18 protein-coding genes and 2 pseudogenes are annotated in these 16,527 nt (G+C 41.0%); 4 read left to right on the top strand and 16 right to left on the bottom strand.

What is annotated here, in order from left to right:
* Positions 1-395: GNAT family N-acetyltransferase (locus M4I42_RS14295; RefSeq protein WP_268852781.1), on the top strand; the 395-nt coding region annotated here is incomplete at its 5' end.
* A 45-nt stretch (positions 396-440) separates the two neighbouring features.
* Here M4I42_RS14295 and M4I42_RS14290 read toward each other — a convergent pair.
* The 4 genes and pseudogenes from M4I42_RS14290 to M4I42_RS14275 all read right to left on the bottom strand — a co-directional run bounded on the left by M4I42_RS14290 (position 441) and on the right by M4I42_RS14275 (position 2,643).
* The gene (locus M4I42_RS14290) at positions 441-1,211 is read right to left on the bottom strand and encodes an SDR family NAD(P)-dependent oxidoreductase (protein WP_268852780.1); all 771 of its coding nucleotides are present in this window, start codon (positions 1,209-1,211) and stop codon (positions 441-443) included.
* A 144-nt stretch (positions 1,212-1,355) separates the two neighbouring features.
* Positions 1,356-1,582, bottom strand: a pseudogene (locus M4I42_RS14285) (arsenate reductase); the annotation flags it as partial.
* Between the two features lie 109 nt (positions 1,583-1,691).
* Positions 1,692-2,498, bottom strand: a complete 807-nt coding sequence (lgt, locus tag M4I42_RS14280) for a prolipoprotein diacylglyceryl transferase (RefSeq protein ID WP_268852779.1) — start codon at positions 2,496-2,498, stop codon at positions 1,692-1,694.
* Positions 2,485-2,643, bottom strand: coding sequence for an Lmo0850 family protein (locus M4I42_RS14275; RefSeq protein ID WP_268852778.1), 159 nt, complete (start codon positions 2,641-2,643; stop codon positions 2,485-2,487). The genes lgt and M4I42_RS14275 overlap by 14 nt, the downstream gene beginning before the upstream one ends.
* A 331-nt stretch (positions 2,644-2,974) precedes the next feature.
* Between M4I42_RS14275 and M4I42_RS14270 the strand changes: the two are divergent.
* The 3 genes and pseudogenes from M4I42_RS14270 to M4I42_RS14260 form a co-directional block, all read left to right on the top strand.
* Positions 2,975-3,328 (top strand): annotated as a pseudogene (locus tag M4I42_RS14270) (multicopper oxidase domain-containing protein); the annotation flags it as partial.
* Between the two features lie 276 nt (positions 3,329-3,604).
* Positions 3,605-3,757, top strand: coding sequence for a helix-turn-helix domain-containing protein (locus tag M4I42_RS14265; protein WP_268852776.1), 153 nt, complete (start codon positions 3,605-3,607; stop codon positions 3,755-3,757).
* A 208-nt stretch (positions 3,758-3,965) separates the two neighbouring features.
* Complete coding sequence (locus M4I42_RS14260; protein ID WP_268852775.1) at positions 3,966-5,174, top strand: chromate transporter; 1,209 nt, start codon at positions 3,966-3,968, stop codon at positions 5,172-5,174.
* A gap of 70 nt (positions 5,175-5,244) precedes the next feature.
* Here M4I42_RS14260 and arsC read toward each other — a convergent pair whose 3' ends face one another.
* From arsC to M4I42_RS14200, 12 genes are all read right to left on the bottom strand, one after another.
* The gene (gene arsC, locus M4I42_RS14255; protein ID WP_268852774.1) at positions 5,245-5,664 is read right to left on the bottom strand and encodes an arsenate reductase (thioredoxin); all 420 of its coding nucleotides are present in this window, start codon (positions 5,662-5,664) and stop codon (positions 5,245-5,247) included.
* Positions 5,665-5,680: 16 nt separating this feature from the next.
* Positions 5,681-6,976 carry an arsenic transporter gene (locus M4I42_RS14250; protein ID WP_268852773.1) on the bottom strand — a complete coding sequence of 432 codons (1,296 nt, stop codon included), beginning with the start codon at positions 6,974-6,976 and terminating at the stop codon, positions 5,681-5,683.
* Positions 6,977-6,987: 11 nt separating this feature from the next.
* Positions 6,988-7,332, bottom strand: a complete 345-nt coding sequence (locus tag M4I42_RS14245; protein WP_268852772.1) for an ArsR/SmtB family transcription factor — start codon at positions 7,330-7,332, stop codon at positions 6,988-6,990.
* Between the two features lie 500 nt (positions 7,333-7,832).
* Positions 7,833-8,576 (bottom strand): ABC transporter ATP-binding protein, encoded by a 744-nt coding sequence (locus tag M4I42_RS14240; RefSeq protein ID WP_268852771.1) that lies wholly within the window; start codon positions 8,574-8,576, stop codon positions 7,833-7,835.
* Complete coding sequence (locus M4I42_RS14235; RefSeq protein WP_268852784.1) at positions 8,573-9,346, bottom strand: ABC transporter permease; 774 nt, start codon at positions 9,344-9,346, stop codon at positions 8,573-8,575. Before M4I42_RS14235 ends, M4I42_RS14240 begins: the two co-directional genes overlap by 4 nt.
* 23 nt (positions 9,347-9,369) lie before the next feature.
* Entirely contained in the window at positions 9,370-10,434 is a 1,065-nt protein-coding gene (locus tag M4I42_RS14230) for an ABC transporter substrate-binding protein (protein WP_268852770.1), read from the bottom strand.
* Positions 10,435-10,797: 363 nt separating this feature from the next.
* On the bottom strand, positions 10,798-11,970 hold the full coding sequence (locus M4I42_RS14225) for an NRAMP family divalent metal transporter (protein ID WP_268852783.1): 1,173 nt from the start codon (positions 11,968-11,970) through the stop codon (positions 10,798-10,800).
* Between the two features lie 84 nt (positions 11,971-12,054).
* Positions 12,055-12,813, bottom strand: a complete 759-nt coding sequence (pxpA, locus tag M4I42_RS14220) for a 5-oxoprolinase subunit PxpA (protein WP_268852769.1) — start codon at positions 12,811-12,813, stop codon at positions 12,055-12,057.
* A gap of 2 nt (positions 12,814-12,815) precedes the next feature.
* Complete coding sequence (locus tag M4I42_RS14215) at positions 12,816-13,820, bottom strand: biotin-dependent carboxyltransferase family protein (protein ID WP_328284628.1); 1,005 nt, start codon at positions 13,818-13,820, stop codon at positions 12,816-12,818.
* Positions 13,798-14,544: a 5-oxoprolinase subunit PxpB gene (pxpB, locus tag M4I42_RS14210; RefSeq protein ID WP_268852768.1), complete on the bottom strand. Its 747-nt coding sequence runs from the start codon at positions 14,542-14,544 to the stop codon at positions 13,798-13,800. Before pxpB ends, M4I42_RS14215 begins: the two co-directional genes overlap by 23 nt.
* On the bottom strand, positions 14,531-15,292 hold the full coding sequence (locus M4I42_RS14205) for an IclR family transcriptional regulator (RefSeq protein WP_268852767.1): 762 nt from the start codon (positions 15,290-15,292) through the stop codon (positions 14,531-14,533). Before M4I42_RS14205 ends, pxpB begins: the two co-directional genes overlap by 14 nt.
* 330 nt (positions 15,293-15,622) lie before the next feature.
* Entirely contained in the window at positions 15,623-16,414 is a 792-nt protein-coding gene (locus tag M4I42_RS14200; RefSeq protein WP_268852766.1) for a putative hydro-lyase, read from the bottom strand.
* Positions 16,415-16,527: the final 113 nt, after the last annotated feature.

Genomic DNA, 16,527 nt, shown 5'->3' with positions numbered 1-16,527 from the left:
GAAAAAGTAGCGCCTTTATACCAGAACTTTCACTTGTTGCTCAATATCAAGAAGAAATAGTAGGGTATATTCTTTTTACAAAAATTAAAATTGATCAGCATATATCGTTAGCTCTTGCTCCATTAGCTATATTGCCTGCTTTCCAACGCAAAGGTGTAGGAAAAAAACTAATTTTAGAAGGACATCGAATCGCCAAAGAATTAGGATATAGTTCAGTTATTGTTCTTGGTCATCCTACTTATTATTCACGATTTGGTTATACCCCTGCAAGCAAATGGAATATAAAGGCTCCCTTCGACATTCCGGATGAAGTTTTTATGGCTATCGAATTAGTTCCGAATAGTTTAAAACATACAAATGGGAAAGTTGAATATGCACAGGAATTTTTTGATTAAAAAAGGAAAAGCCAGAGAGAAATTCTCTAGCTTTCCCCGCTTTGCTTATTTAATCAACCACCCGCCATCGACTAGTACGTCCGACCCCGTCATATAAGAAGCTTCACGAGAAGCTAGAAACGCGATGACATTCGCAATTTCCTCCGGTGTACCGGCCCGCTGCAAAGCCGTATTCCGTTGAATCGCTTTTACAAACCGGTCATTTTGCAACCCTTGTGCCGTTAAAGGTGTTGCGACAAACCCAGGGGATACAGAGTTCACCCGTATTCCGTACGGCGCCAATTCAAGCGCGAGCGATTTTGTGAAATTAATGACCCCTGCTTTCGCTGCACTATAATGAGGAATGGCTGCACCGGCCTGATGTCCAGAGAGCGAGGCGACGTTGACGATGGATCGGCCGCCTGCTTCTCGTTTCGTCCCTTCGACCATAATGGCTCCGAGTATTTTGGAAACGAGAAACACACTTTTTAAATTGACGCACTGAATTTCATCCCATTCTTGTTCCGGCATATGCAAAATATTCGTGTGAGTAGACCCGCCTGCATTGTTCACTAATACATGCAAATCCCCGTATTGCTGTTCGATGTATTCGGCCAATTCGCGCACATCTTCGGCGTCCGTGACATCCGCCACAAATACTTCCGCCATCGGAACGCTTGTATGGCGGTTAATCTCCTCGGCGGCTGCCTCAAGCTTCGCTTTCGTCCTGCCGACTAAAAGAACTTTTGCTCCTTCTTTGGCGAGACGAAGCGCCGTCGCTTTCCCGATGCCGCTTCCGGCTCCTGTCACTAAAGCAATCATTTGTGAAAATCTCATTTTCCTATCCCCCTTTGACAGAATATACTAACCGGTTGGTATGTTAGTTGTTACTATTATACACTTAAATATGAAATATTCAAAATATTTTATAAATATTACCGTGAAAAAGAGCCGGGAAGCTGCTCCCGGCCTCGACTTCTTTTATTCCCCTGTTTCCGCAAATCGTTTAATTCTTTCGCCAATTTCATCACGAACACGCTGGAACACCGCCCATTTTTCTTTGTCCGTTCCCTCCGCTTTTGCCGGACAGTCCAATCCCCAATGGACGCGCTCACGTGCGGCGGTGTTACCGGGCAATGATCGGCCGCATGACCGCATAAGGTGACGACTAAGTCGACTTTGTTTAAAATCTCCCGATCAATGACATCTTTTTTATCCCCATCGATTCCTTCTAACGGAAAGGATCTTATCTTTCTTCCACTTCGTTTTTATCTTACGAATTGATTTTTGCATCAAATTTGAAATGAACAGTTTAATTTAATCTTTATACCTAAACGTCAAATCTTTTCTAGTACGTCTGTATAATATAAGAATTGTGCTTGTAACTACTAAAATAACAGATAAAACTTGAGCCATTCTTAAACTGTCCGTTAGCATTAAACTATCCGTTCTCATCCCTTCAATAAAAAATCTGCCAATTGAATACCATATCACGTAAGTCAAGAATACTTCACCACGTTTTAAATTTAAACGTTGTAATACTAATAAAATCAGAAACCCAATCAAGTCCCATAGAGACTCATACAAAAATGTTGGATGATAGTAACTCCCTTTAATGTACATTTGATTAATGATAAAATCAGGCAACTGAAGTCTTTCTAAAAACTCTCTTGATACAGGTCCCCCATGTGCTTCTTGATTCATAAAATTTCCCCAACGTCCAATCGCTTGCCCGAGTATAATGCTTGGTGCTGCGATATCTGCTAATTTCCAAAAATTAACATTCTTTTTCTTTGCAAAAACAACAGTTGTGACAATAGCGCCTATTAAAGCCCCATGAATGGCAATTCCGCCTTTCCATATAGCTATAATTTCATCGGGGTGTTGCGAATAATACGACCAATTAAAGATGACATAATAAATTCTGGCACATATCAAAGCTATAGGGACAGCCCATAATACAAGATCGGTAAATAATTCTTTTGGTAATCCCCTTTTTACTGCTTCATTAGTGGCAATATACAATCCTAACAAAAGTCCTGTACCAATAATAATTCCATACCAATGAATACTTAAAGGGCCTAATTCCAGTGCAATTGGATTTAAAGGTTTAATGGTTTCCATTTGCCAAAGTCTCCTTTCTGATCTTTTCTCCTGAATTTTCTAACATAGCAGCTAATATAGCTAATTTTGATTTCGTTATTTCTGCCGGTATGCCCATTGCTCTAAGACGCTTTACGATTTGAAGAACTCGCTTTTCCTTATTCATTCGCTTCCAACCTCATTTGGCAGTGTAAAGTTATTTACCCAATATATTGAGTTTAACGGCTAAATGATTGAATTTCTATGCTTCTTCTGTTAACGAAGATTTTTAACTCTTACAGTTTTCATACAATATATGAATCGATGGTTCTAATAATCCAGCGATATTTTAATGCATAAATTTGCAGAAATTATGTAGAAGGAACAAAATAATAAGGTCCATCTTCAGTATTAAGAAAATGTTCAGTCCACACTATATCTTACTATAAGATGAATGGATGAGAGATCCAAATGCATAAAGCAATATGAATATGATCGGCATAGGAGATAACATGAGTATGTACGATATTTTCACGATTAACGGCAAAGCTTATCCTGATACAGCTCCATTACTTGTTCGATATGGTGAACGTGTTCGCATTCGTCTTGGCAATTTAAGCATGGATTCTCATCCTATGCATTTTCATGGACATGACTTTATGACAACGGCAGTTGGTGGAAATATAATTCCTTTTGTGGCAAGACTGAAACGAAACACGATTAATGTCGCACCGGGAGAAACTTGGAATATCGAATTTTTCGCGAATAACCCAGGCAATTGGGTGTTTCACTGTCATAAGCCACATCATACAACGAATATGCACTCTATGAATATGGGCGGAATGCTTACCATTATTCGCTATGTGCAGTAATTGGTTTATTAGACACTGTTTTGGCAATAACAGTAAGGTAGGAATGGTTATAAGTTTTAACGCTAACCAGAAAGGCTATCGGTGATTTTTCGAGATAGCCAAGACATTATGTAATTTTTATATCTACTGTAGATGAACAAATTTCAACGTTTTTAGGCAATTTCTCCCGAGCTCAATCGTGTTGACGATACGTGGGGAGGAGTTGCTTTTTCTTTTTATCAAAGAAACATTTGTTCGTATTCAGTGATATATGGTATCATCATATACATAAGGGATGTGAACGACACGGAGTTAGTCAAGGCCGCTAAAATTCGATTGTCGCCAACCGAAGAACAACACCAACAATTAGTTGAAACGATGCAAGCGATGAAACAAGCGTTGAATTTTGCGTCGAAGGTCGATTACGAGCACAATTTGCTTTCTTCATAAGAAGTTGCAATCGTTGGTGTATCGAGATTGCGACAATCTTGCGGACTGAAATCGCAAATGGCGTGCAATGTGTGTAGCATTGTCGCAGGAGCACACGCCAAACGGAGAGCGCACTCGTGCAGCTGATAACTGAAGCGAGAAATAAAGCATACGAACTATTAAAATTAAGGATTAAAATTGAGAATACAGTTTGAAGGGAGAAATTGGTATGGATCATGAAGCATTAAATAAAGAAAACAACAGGACGTCCATACGGTCTTTGTTAGAAATATTGATGGTATCAACAAAATTGGGATTTACATCGTTTGGGGGACCAATCGCGCATTTAGGATACTTTCATGATGAATATGTTCGTAGAAGGAAATGGATGGATGAAAAAAGTTATGCTGATTTAGTGGCGTTATGTCAATTTCTACCTGGTCCTGCAAGTAGCCAAGTTGGGATTGGGATTGGAGTAATGCGTGCAGGTGTGTTAGGCGGAATAGTTTCATTTCTTGGATTTACCTTACCTTCTGTCATTGCACTTATTGTTTTTGCATTGATTTTGCAAGAGTTAAATATCGGTGAGGCTGGCTGGATTCACGGGTTAAAAATCGTTGCAGTAGCAGTTGTTGCACACGCTATTTTAGGAATGGCACAAAAACTGACACCGGATTTAAAAAGAAAAGCGATTGCTTTGCTAGCATTAGTTGTAACTTTACTATGGCCAACAGCATATACGCAGGTGGGAATTATTATATTGTCAGCACTTATCGGCTATCTTCTCTATAAAGAGCATAAAGCGAATGATGCTGCTAGAATAAACTTTCCCATTTCACGTAGCTTTGCATTAATTTGCTTAGCATTATTTTTTGGATTACTTATTCTTCTTCCTATTTTAAGGAAAGTTACTTCATTGAATTGGATTGCTATGTTTGATAGTTTTTATCGATCAGGTTCTCTTGTTTTTGGAGGGGGACATGTTGTATTGCCATTGCTTGAACGCGAATTTGTACCAAATGGATGGATAAGCAAAGAAGCATTTCTTGCTGGGTATGGGGCTGCACAAGCAGTTCCGGGTCCATTATTTACATTTGCAGCATATTTAGGGGCAGTTATGAATGGATGGTTAGGTGGCTTACTAGCAACAGTTGCTATTTTCTTACCAGCATTCCTTCTCATTTTAGGTACTCTACCTTTTTGGGACACTTTACGACGAAATCCGAAAGTGAATGGCGCGCTGATGGGAGTGAACGCAGCCGTAGTAGGTATATTAATTTCTGCATTTTATCAGCCTATCTGGATCAGTTCCATTTTATCACCGATAGATTTCGCTTTTGTTGCTATATTGTTTAGTATGCTAGTCTATTGGAAGCTACCTCCATGGATTATTGTATTAACAGGTGCAATTGGTGGATCACTTATGGCTCTCCTTTAATTTATCAGGAATCGTTTTGGGTTAATAAGAAAAAACCAGCCGAGACGATTTTTCTCGGCTGTCATCATTTTTATTCCCCTGTTTCCGCAAAATTTTTGATGCGCGCGCCGATTTCATCACGAACACGCTGGAAAACGGCCCATTTTTCTTCTTCTGTTCCTTCTGCTTTCGCTGGATCGTCAAATCCCCAATGGACGCGCTTCACGTGCGGCGGTGTTACTGGGCAATGATCGGCCGCATGACCGCATAAGGTGACAACTAAGTCGGCTTTGTTTAAAATTTCAGGATCAATCACATCAGATGTTTGGTTGGAAATATCAATCCCTACTTCTTTCATCGCTTTCACTGCGTTTGGATTTAATCCGTGCGCTTCGATTCCCGCGCTATAAACTGCCCATTCATCGCCTAAATATTTTTTTGCCCATCCTTCCGCCATTTGGCTGCGGCAAGAGTTACCTGTGCATAAGAAATAAATAATTTTCTTTTTCATTTCCATCGACTCCTTTTTAGATGATGACTAACCATAGATAAAGTCCGACAAGCGTAATGAATAACGTAGGGATCGTTAAAATAATCCCGTTTTTAAAATACGTTCCCCACGTAATTTTCACTTCTTTTGTTGATAATACATGCAACCAAAGGAGGGTTGCTAACGAACCAATTGGGGTAATTTTCGGTCCTAAATCGGAACCAATCACATTCGCGTAAATTAATCCTTCGCGAATGATGCCGGTTGTGTTCGTGCCGGCAATCGCTAACGCATCAATCATGACCGTTGGCATGTTATTCATAATCGATGAAAGAATGGCGGCAATAAAGCCCATCGAAACCGTTCCGACAAACAGTCCTTGATTGGCGGCTGTTTGAATAATATCCGCTAATACGTTCGTCAAGCCGACGTTTCTCAAGCCGTAAACAACGACGTACATTCCGATGGAGAAAAACACAACGGCCCACGGCGCTCCTTTTATTATTTGTTTTACATGAACAGCTGGGCTTCTTCTGCTGATGAACAAGAAAATAAGGGCTGTCGCTCCTGCGATGAAGGATACCGGGATGTTTGTGAATTCGCTGACAAAATAACCAACTAACAAAATACTTAAGACCACCCAGGAAAGCTTAAACATTTTATGATCTTTAATCGCTTCACTTGGTTTCTTCAAATGTGATAAATCATATTGTTTCGGTATATTTTTTTGAAAATAAAGATATAGCACTAAAATACTTGCGCCGAGAGAGAAGAGATTCGGAACGATCATCCGCGTCGCATATTCAACAAACCCAATATGGAAATAATCAGCGGATACGATATTGACAAGGTTGCTGACGACAAGCGGCAATGATGTTGTATCTGCAATAAAACCGCTGGCTAAAATGAACGGGAGCACGTGTTTTTCATCAAACTTTAACGCGCGTACCATCGCCAACACGATTGGCGTTAAAATAAGCGCTGCACCATCATTGGCAAAAAAAGCTGCCACTAACGCACCAAGAATCGAAACAAAAATAAACATGCGGATTCCGTTTCCGTTGGCTGCTCTTGCCATATGTAACGCTGCCCATTCGAAAAAGCCAATTTCATCTAAGATTAACGAAATAATAATGATCGCAATAAAAGCAAGCGTCGCATTCCAGACGATGCTTGTCACATTCACTACATCGTGGAAATCAACTACTCCTGCTAGCAACGCTAACAACGCGCCGCCGCAGGCAGACCAGCCAATGGACAAGTTTTTTGGCTGCCAAATGACTAGTACTAACGTGACAAGGAAAATCAATGATGCCAGTATGACGGAAAACAAATCATCACCCCTCACTCACACGATATCCGTGTTCCTTTTGTTTCAAGTTCTTTTATTTTTTCTTCTTGGCTTGGGATATGTGCCAAAATGTCTTGAATGAATGCATACAGTTCATGTTTTTTGTTTACAGAATAAAAAATCCATTGCGCTTTTCTTGTTTCTCTCACTAAACCGGCATCTTTTAGCTTTCGAAGATGTTGGCTTATGGCCGGTTGGCTCATTTGAAACAATTCCACAAGTTCACAGACACAACAATCTCTTTTGTCCAACAGCGCCATGATCGAGAGTCTTGTTTTATCGCCCAGTAGTTTCAAAATGCCCGCCGTTTCGTCCACACTGAAAACCGTTTGTTTCATCACCCAATTCCCCTCCATTCACTAATTATTATATAACAATATACTTATATAAGCAAGTAAGAATGATTTACAAGCAGTTATGTTGAGAATAACGCTTCAGGGATTTCCTGTTCATTCATCGCTATCGTCTCCAATTCATGTAAAACCTTTTCATCCATCTCTTAAATGTTAGAATTCTTTGAACTTTTTTCGTTTAAAAACGTATGTTTGGCGAAAAATGTAGCTATGCAAGGAATGGTTACAGACTCTCAGCTTCAAATCTCAGAAGATATTCAAAAAACGCAACAACAAATTCATGATTGACAAAATCTTCTTTCATGTCGATCGCTCGGTTATTCAATAGACGTCAAGCAAAATAAAAAGAGGCTGACCCGATGAAAGCGACGTCCCACACAATCATCCCGCAAACTATGATGAATCGTGCGTGAGATCAGGCGCTTACAGGTACGGTCAGCCCCATACTGCACAAAGCAAACTAACTCGAACTGTCGCAATTCTTTTTATTCTTCCAGCCCAAGAAGCTGCATGATTTCTTGTCTTAGTTCACCTATTCGTTGGCCATGACGGTTGCGGGGTCTTGGAAGATCGAGATCGATCGTTCGAACTAGCTTTCCTGGTCGAGCGCTCATGACAAAAATTCGATCAGCTAAATATAAAGCTTCATCAATATCATGAGTAATTAACAGCATTGTTTTTCCGGAACCTTCCCAAATTTTCAGCAGCTCGTTTTGCATTGTCAGGCGAGTCATAGCATCCAATGCCCCGTATGGTTCGTCAAGAAGCAATACATCTGGATCCATAACAAGCGCCCTAGCAATCGAAACACGCTGACGCATTCCACCTGATAACTGACTAGGATAATAATGGTAAAAACCTTCAAGTCCTACTGTTTTTAAAACCTTTTGTGCCCGATTCCGCCGCTCTTCCTTTGAAATACCGGCCAGTTCCAATCCCATCTCAACATTTTCTCCGACGGTTAACCATGGATACAGGGCATGCTCCTGAAAAATCATCATCCGCCGCGGGGAAGGATGATCAATCGTTTTTCCGTCTGCTTGAACAGTTCCCTCATCCGGTCTCTCTAATCCTGCTACCATTCGCAAGAGCGTGCTTTTTCCGCATCCTGAAGGACCGACAATAGCCGCAAATTTTCCTTTTTCAATCGTTAGGCTGACATCCTCGAGTACCTTTAGAGAGCCGAACGATTTATGAACCTTTTGTATTTCTAATGTCTGCATGATCATTTCGCCCCCCCGATATAACGCCACTTTAACATTCGCCGCTTTAACCACTCAAGTATGACGTGGTCAAAGAAAGCAGCAATCAGACCAATGATCACAATATACATTAATACGTCTGTCATTTGCGCAACCTCTCCGGCAAATTTGATGGAAAATCCAAGGCCACTTGACGCTCCGCCCACCATTTCGCTCGCAATGAGAGAACGCCACGCATTTCCGAATGCGACTTGAGCTCCCGTGATAAAGGAAGGCAGCGTTTCGGGTAGGTATACTTTCCGTAAAAGTTGCCCTTTCGTAGCCCCTAATACTTTCGCCACTTCAAGATGTGTACGGTTAATTCCTTCCGTTGCGTTCATGACGGATAAAGCCATCGGGAAAAAGCTCGCAATAATAATGACAGTAATAATTGGAACATTACCAAACCCAAACAAAATAATCAAAAACGGAATCCAAGTAATCGGCGGAATCGATTGTAAAATGGCAATCAAGCTTCGCAAATAAACAGCAAATCCTCGTGAAAGACCTGCCAATAATCCTAATAGCCCACCGAGTAAGCATGCACTTGGATAACCGACGACAAGGCGAAACAAGCTTTCTTTTAAAGACGTAAGAAATTCAGGTTCTGTTATTCCAGCACCTAATCGTTCCAACACGGCCGGAACTCCCGGCAGCAAATAAGGAGGAGAGAAAAAAGCGGTGATTTGCCAGATCAATAACAACGTTCCGATTGCTGCCGCATAAGGCCAAACTTTTTTCCACGTTTGCGAATTCATCTTTTGCACCGCCATCCCTGCTATTATTCTTTTATTTGTTCTTGCCAGCTTAAATCAAGCGCGTTCTTCACATCGATCTTTCTCTTTAAAATCCCCTGTTCGACCATCATATCGGCAATTTCCTGCATCTTTTCAACTTGCTCAGGAGTAATTTTCCATTCGAACGTTTGTGATTTAATGGATTCTTCAATCACTTTCGTTGCCGCTATTTTTTTGCCGTCTGACGTTTCAAGTTCGTTTTCTTTAATAAAGTGTTTCGTAATCAACTTAGCTGATTCTGCCGGTTTTTCTTTTAACATTTCAACTGCTTCTTTTTGTGCATCCAACAAAGCGTAAACAGCGTCTTTATTTTCTTTAACCATTTTTCCAGATGTAATGACGACCATGCAAGGGAACGGCCATTCTTGTCCCACTTCATAAATTTGCTTAACAGGCGTCGTTAAGCGGGCGATCGAGTCATAAGGTTCGAATACAAAAGCCGCATCTACTTTTCCGGCCGCAAGAGACTGTATTGCGACAGATGGTGAAACATACTGCATTTGAACATCATTCTTCGTAATACCTGCTTTTTTCCAGACAACTCCGTTCAACACAATGTCAGCCGTGCTGCCTTGTTGCTGAGAAGCGACGGATTTTCCTTTCAAATCAGCCAATGACTCGATTCCGCTGTCTTTGCGTACTAACATGCTGTGATATCCCATTTGAGCCCCGCCAACAATTTTAATATCTGCACCTTTATCTAACCACGTTAACGCATTCGTAAACCCAAGCACGCCAGCATCCAGTTGTCCGCCAACAATTGCCTTAATAAGATCCGTGCCACTATTAAACATTTGCATCTTTACATCTAAACCATGTTTCTTATAAAATCCACCTTCGCTCGCCAACATCGCTTGCGCATCGTCCATGACATTTAAATAACCTATACGTATTTCTTGCAATTGATCACTATCGCTTTTTTGATGCGATCCGCTTGATTGCTGTGAGGTTGAAACATTTCCATTGTTTCCGCACGCTGTTGTGCCAAAAAGCAACCCAAAAGCTGCCGTTGCAACGATTAATCTCTTTTTCCATCTTATCTCTTTCATTTTAGTCTTCCCCCTATTCTCTTTTCTTATATTTCCTACCTGTTTAATAGGTTTATTGTATGTAAGGATCTTATTTTTTGTCAAGTATATAAGTTGCAATAAAGAATTTCCGATTTTTCGTTTCCGTTTTCATCTAAATACAAACCGATATGATATAACGTGGTGAAGTGATCCGCTGGATGTAAAACAAAATTTCAACTTATATAGTTTTCTATTCGGAGGCATTTTTTCTGTATCCATTCAGCCTAATACTAGCGAGATTTTTAGAATCCTGCACCAATAGGGCATTTCCGGTATCGAAAATGCCCTAGGATAGTCGCCATACTCTAAAGTGTCACAGGTACTGTTCGACAATTGCTTAGCTTATGAAAATAACTGTGGAATTTGGGTGATCAATGTATAAATTCCCATATAAGTCATAGCCACCACGACAATACTACCAAAAATCGTCATCCAAAGCGGATGTTTATAATCTCCAACAATATTGCGTTTGTATGCAGCAATCAGCATGACTCCAAGAGAAATTGGCAAAATTAAACCATTTAATGCACCGACAAGAATCAACGTTTTTACCGGCTTTCCAATCGATACGAAAACAATGGTAGAGATAACGATAAAAGTAACAATAATCCATCGATGGTACGTTTCTAAGTTTTTGTGGAACGTACGAATAAAGGATACAGATGTATAAGCCGCACCAATAACCGATGTGATCGCTGCCGCCCACATAACGATGCCAAACAGTTTATATCCTATGTTCCCTGCCGCTAACTGAAACACAGAAGCTGGCGGGTTGGAAGAATCAAGTGCAAGCCCTTTAGCAACAACACCTAACGCTGCTAAAAATAGTACAACCCTCATAATAGAAGCCACACCGATAGCAGAAATGGCACTGCGCGTCACTTCCGGTAAAGCATTCTTCCCTTTAATCCCTGCATCTAACAAACGGTGACCTCCTGAAAACGTAATATAGCCTCCAACAGTACCACCGACGAGCGTGACAATGGCCATCATGTCAATCTTATCAGGAATGAACGTTTTTACTACCGCTTCCCCAACTGGCGGTTTTGCTGTAAATACTACATATAGCGTTAAACCAATCATGACAATTCCCATCAACTGTGTAAAGCGATCCATCACTTTCATTGCTTCACGCACAATAAAGATAGCAACAGCAATTACTGCGCTGATAAGAGCCCCTTGTTCCGGTGAAACTCCCAAAAGGACATTCATACCAAGACCGGCACCGGCAATATTCCCGATATTAAATGCCAAGCCACCAAGAACAATAAGGCCAGCAACGAAATATCCAAGTCCTGGTAATACTAAGTTTGCAATATCTTGCGCTCGTCTTTCAGAAACAGCGATAATCCGCCAAATGTTCATCTGTGCGCCGATATCAAGTAAAATAGAAATAAGAATCACAAAGCCAAAGCTTGCAGCCAATTGTTGTGTAAATACGGTTGTTTGTGTGAGGAATCCCGGTCCGATGGCTGATGTTGCCATTAAAAATACCGCACCAATCAACAAACTCATACGCGAAGGTTGTTTTGTTGTCGCCTTTATCACTGTGTCCTTCTTTGTTTCACTTTTTTCAACCATTTCTTCTCCTCCTTGTCATTAACGAATTGATTGAATTTTAATTCCTTCCTCTGTTAATTTTTCAAAAATCTTTTTCGCAAATGTTAACGCGTGCGATCCATCGCCATGAATGCAAATCGTATCTGCTTGGATTTCCACATCAGTCCCTTGCTGTGATCGCACTTTTCCTTCTTTCACCATGAGAATCACTTGCTGTATCGCTTCTTGTTTGTCATTAATTAAAGCGTTAAGTTCATGACGTGGTGTTAACGAACCATCTTGCTGATATGTACGGTCGGCAAACACTTCATTGGCTGTCTTTAAGCCAACTCTCTCTCCTGCTTTAATTAATTCGCTTCCTGCTAATCCAAACAACACTAACGTTGGGTCAATGTCATAAACTGCTTTTGCGATCGCTTCTGAAAGTGCGCGGTCTTTTGCAGCCATATTGTACAAGGCTCCATGCGGTTTCACGTGTTGCATCTTTCCACCTGCAGCCTTTACAAAACCATATAAAGCCCCTACTTGATAAACAATGAGATCATACGCTTCTTCCGGGGTAATCGCCATGTTTCTTCTTCCGAATCCGATTAAATCAGGCAAGCCCGGGTGCGCACCGATACTCACCCCCTTTTCAAGCGCCAACTGTACCGTTTTTCGCATCGTTGATGGGTCACCCGCATGAAAACCGCAAGCAATATTCGCTGATGTCACGTAATTTAAAATATCTTCATCGTTCCCAATCCGATATATTCCAAAACTTTCTCCCATATCACAATTAAGATCGACGCGATACATCCTTATTCCCCCATTTTTGATATAATCGCTTTTTTGCATTGCTTAAGCTCAAATTCGCGTTGAAGATATAATCGTTGTGCTTCTTCAAATGAAATGTCGCGAAATACAATCCGTTCTCCTGGTCTTGTTTGTGCTAAAATCGGCAAATCGACAGCAATGACTTGCGCAATTTTCGGATAACCGCCTGTCGTTTGACGATCCGCCATCAATACAATCGGTTTTCCCTCAGCCGGCACTTGAATCGTTCCAAAAGTGACTGCTTCCGAAACCATTTCTGTTGACCGTTTTCTCTCAAGTGGAGGTCCATCAAGGCGATAGCCCATTCGATTCGATTGAGGAGTTACTTCATATGGTTGAGTCAAAAAACATTCTTGGCTTTGCGTCGTAAAATCAGCAAATTGTGCACCGCGAATGACGCGAACCGTTTTTGGCGATCCGTAAAAATAGGCACGAAGCTCAAATGAAATTCCCCAGCTCATCGCTATAAAAGGAAGAAATGTTTTCTTCTTATAGAATCGCAACAACTCAAGCTTTCGCCCTGATTCCCGAAGTAAAAGCACATCACCTTTTTGCAAAGCTCTTCCTTGAAAACCTCCGATACGTGCAAGTAAATACGTTGATTGACTGTTCATCACCTTGGGAAGATGAAAACCTCCGGCCACAGCCAAATAAGCCCGACATCCTACGCGACAATGCCCGATCGTAAGTACACTGCCTTGTTTAACCAAAATAGGGCGCCATAACGGTACTCCCTGTCCATCGATGCTTGCTTCAAACTCCCCGCCGCATATCGCAATCAATGCATCTTCCTCAAAAGCAAGTGTTGGACCAATTAACGTCATCTCCAGCGCACCTTCTGATTCTTCATTTCCGACAAGAATGTTGGCGATGCGATGCGCAAATTGGTCCATTGCCCCGCTCACAATCACGCCGTCCTTTTGGAAACCAAATCGACCTAAATCTTGAATTGTAGTTAATAATCCACTACGAATAACGCGAATCCCCATTGTTCTCCTCCTGAAGCTGCTTATATTCTTCCCTCGTTATCGCTTGAAAGCGAACACGGTCTCCAGTTTGTAGTAAACTCGGCTGAGGATGATGTGGACGGAATAATTGGAGCGGTGTTCTCCCGATTAATTGCCATCCTCCTGGGCTTTCAATCGGATATACTCCCGTTTGCATTCCGGCGATGCCAACAGATCCAGCAGGAATATGTAATCGTGGCGAATTTTTCCGCGGTGTGGCAATTTTTTCTGACATGCCGCCTAAATAAGCAAATCCCGGCGCAAATCCAATCATGTACACAAGATAATGACCGTTCGTATGAATATCGATCACTTCTTCAGGTGTTAATTGGTTTTTTCTAGCTACTTCTTCTAAATCCGGTCCAAACTCTCCTCCATAACAAACAGGAATCACGACTTCATTTCCTTGAGGAGTATTGGCAGACTCTAATGACGAAAGGATATTTTTCAGTACGGTACAAATTCCTTCAAAAGGAAGAACCTCTATATCCGATTTCCGGTTTGTATTTTTTGCGAACTGTACTGGATCATAATAGACGGTAACAGTTGTATAGGCAGGAACGACCTCAATAATTCCCTCGACATGATGCTCTGTAAAATAGGTAGCAACTTGGCGAACTCGTTGATGAATGTTGGGAGTAATTTGTTCGCCAAATTTGATTACTAACGCATTCTCACTAAGCGGTATCAGCTCATAGCTTAACATTTTTTCCTCCGATAAAACCAAGTGCTTTTGAAATTTGTTCTGCTGCATATTTTAATTTTGGAACTAATTGTTCAATATAAGAAGGCTGAAAGCGATTTTCCGGTCCGACGACACTTAATCCTGCTACAACCTTTCCTTCGTGATTAAAAATCGGAACAGCAACAGCAGAAGAATAGTCGGCTAATTCCGAATGACTCACCGTATATCCTTTTTTCTTTGCTTCATTTATCACAGTCTTTAATTGCTCACGATCAACAATCGTTTTTGAGGCAATTGGGATCAATTCGACATGGTCAAGATATTTCTTTTGCTCTTCGCTTGGCATAAAGGCAAGCAACACGCGCGGACAAGCTCCAGCATAAAGCGGGGCTCTTCTTCCTACCCTTGTATACACTCGAACGGGTTCTGATGTTTCTACTTTTTCTACGTAAATTGCTTCATCGCCGTCCTTAATGACTAAGTTAACTGCTTCATTCGTTTCTTCTTTTAATTGCTTCATAATTGGCAATGCTGCTTTTCGAACATCCAATCGTTCCGCAACTAAACAGCCAAACTGCAATAAGGACACTCCAAGTTCATAAGCTTCCCCATCTTTTTTTAGAAAGCCGCTTGCCACTAATGACTGAACCATCCGGAAAACCGATGTTTTTGGCAGTTTTGTCAGCTTCACTATTTCTTGCAGCGTCAGCTGTTCATGTGTCATAAACAATTGCAATAGTTCGAGCGTTTTTACTACCGTTTTATTCATAAAAATCTCCTTTTGTTCCGAATAACGGAATAAATATTCCGAAAAATGAATATTTTTTATAATCCATTATATTTATCAATAAAGTAAAAATCAATAAGTTACAATAAAGATTTTCGCAACTTCTTTATAATTATGTTGCTTACAGACGACATGTATTACATTTGTTCAATGAATGGGATGTAAAACAGTTGAGCTTATATAGTTAAAATAAGCTCTCTTCTCTAGAGTGGAGAAAATTTACAAAGATAGGGGAGATGTTTAAATTATAGTAAAATAAATAAAGGAATCTAGCTTAATTTATAAAGCTGATTCCTTTTGCAATCCATTTCGTTATAATATTCCAAATTGTTCCTCGCGTAAATTTGTAATAAACATATGCCCTGGCGCATGGGTAATCATCAATTCCGGTTTCACTTGCATCGCTACCGCTTGTGGTGTCACTCCACATGCCCAAAACACTGGGACTTCCCCATCATTTACAGGAACAGGGTCACCAAAATCCGGCTTCTGAAGATCACGAATGCCAATGGATGCAGGGTTCCCAATATGAATAGGCGCTCCGTGAACAGCTGGAAAACGACTCGTTACCTGAACGGCGCGCACGACATCTTTTTCCGGAATCGGACGCATGCTAACAACCATAGGACCTTCGAAACGTCCAGCTTTTACACAAGGAATATTCGTTTTATACATCGGCACATTACTTCCGCATTCGATATGGCGAACCGGAATTCCGTTATCCAGCAAAGCCTTTTCGAAAGTAAAACTGCAGCCAAGCAAAAAAGCAACCATATCATCTTCCCAATAAGAAACAATATTATCGACTTCTTCAACTAATTCGCCGTTTCGATAGATTCGATATTTCGGAAGATCCGTTCGTAAATCAGCGTCAGGAGCAACGAGCTGCGGAACCGGAGAACCCGGCTCTGTTACATCAATAACCGGGCAAGGTTTAGGATTGCGCTGGCAAAATAATAAAAATTCAAAAGCCAGATCCTTTTTTAAGATAACTAGATTGGCTTGCGTGTAGCCATTGGCAAGACCTGCGGTAGGCTGCCTCCATTCGTTTTTGCGAATATAGTCACGAACCTTAGACGGATGGGCAGTTGATAATTCGTTCATTTCTCTCTTTTTCTCCTTTCATATGTAGGTTGGCGCTCTCATTTTAAAGGAAATTTCATGCAAGGGCTATTTTGCTCTAAGGCCTCTATCTAGCACAAAGGGGTTATAAATAC

It is taken from the genome of Anoxybacillus sp. J5B_2022 (genome assembly GCF_026847645.1).
GTDB lineage: Bacteria > Bacillota > Bacilli > Bacillales > Anoxybacillaceae > Anoxybacteroides.
Note: the sequence above shows the minus strand (reverse complement) of the source record. Positions and strands in the feature narration are given on the sequence as shown.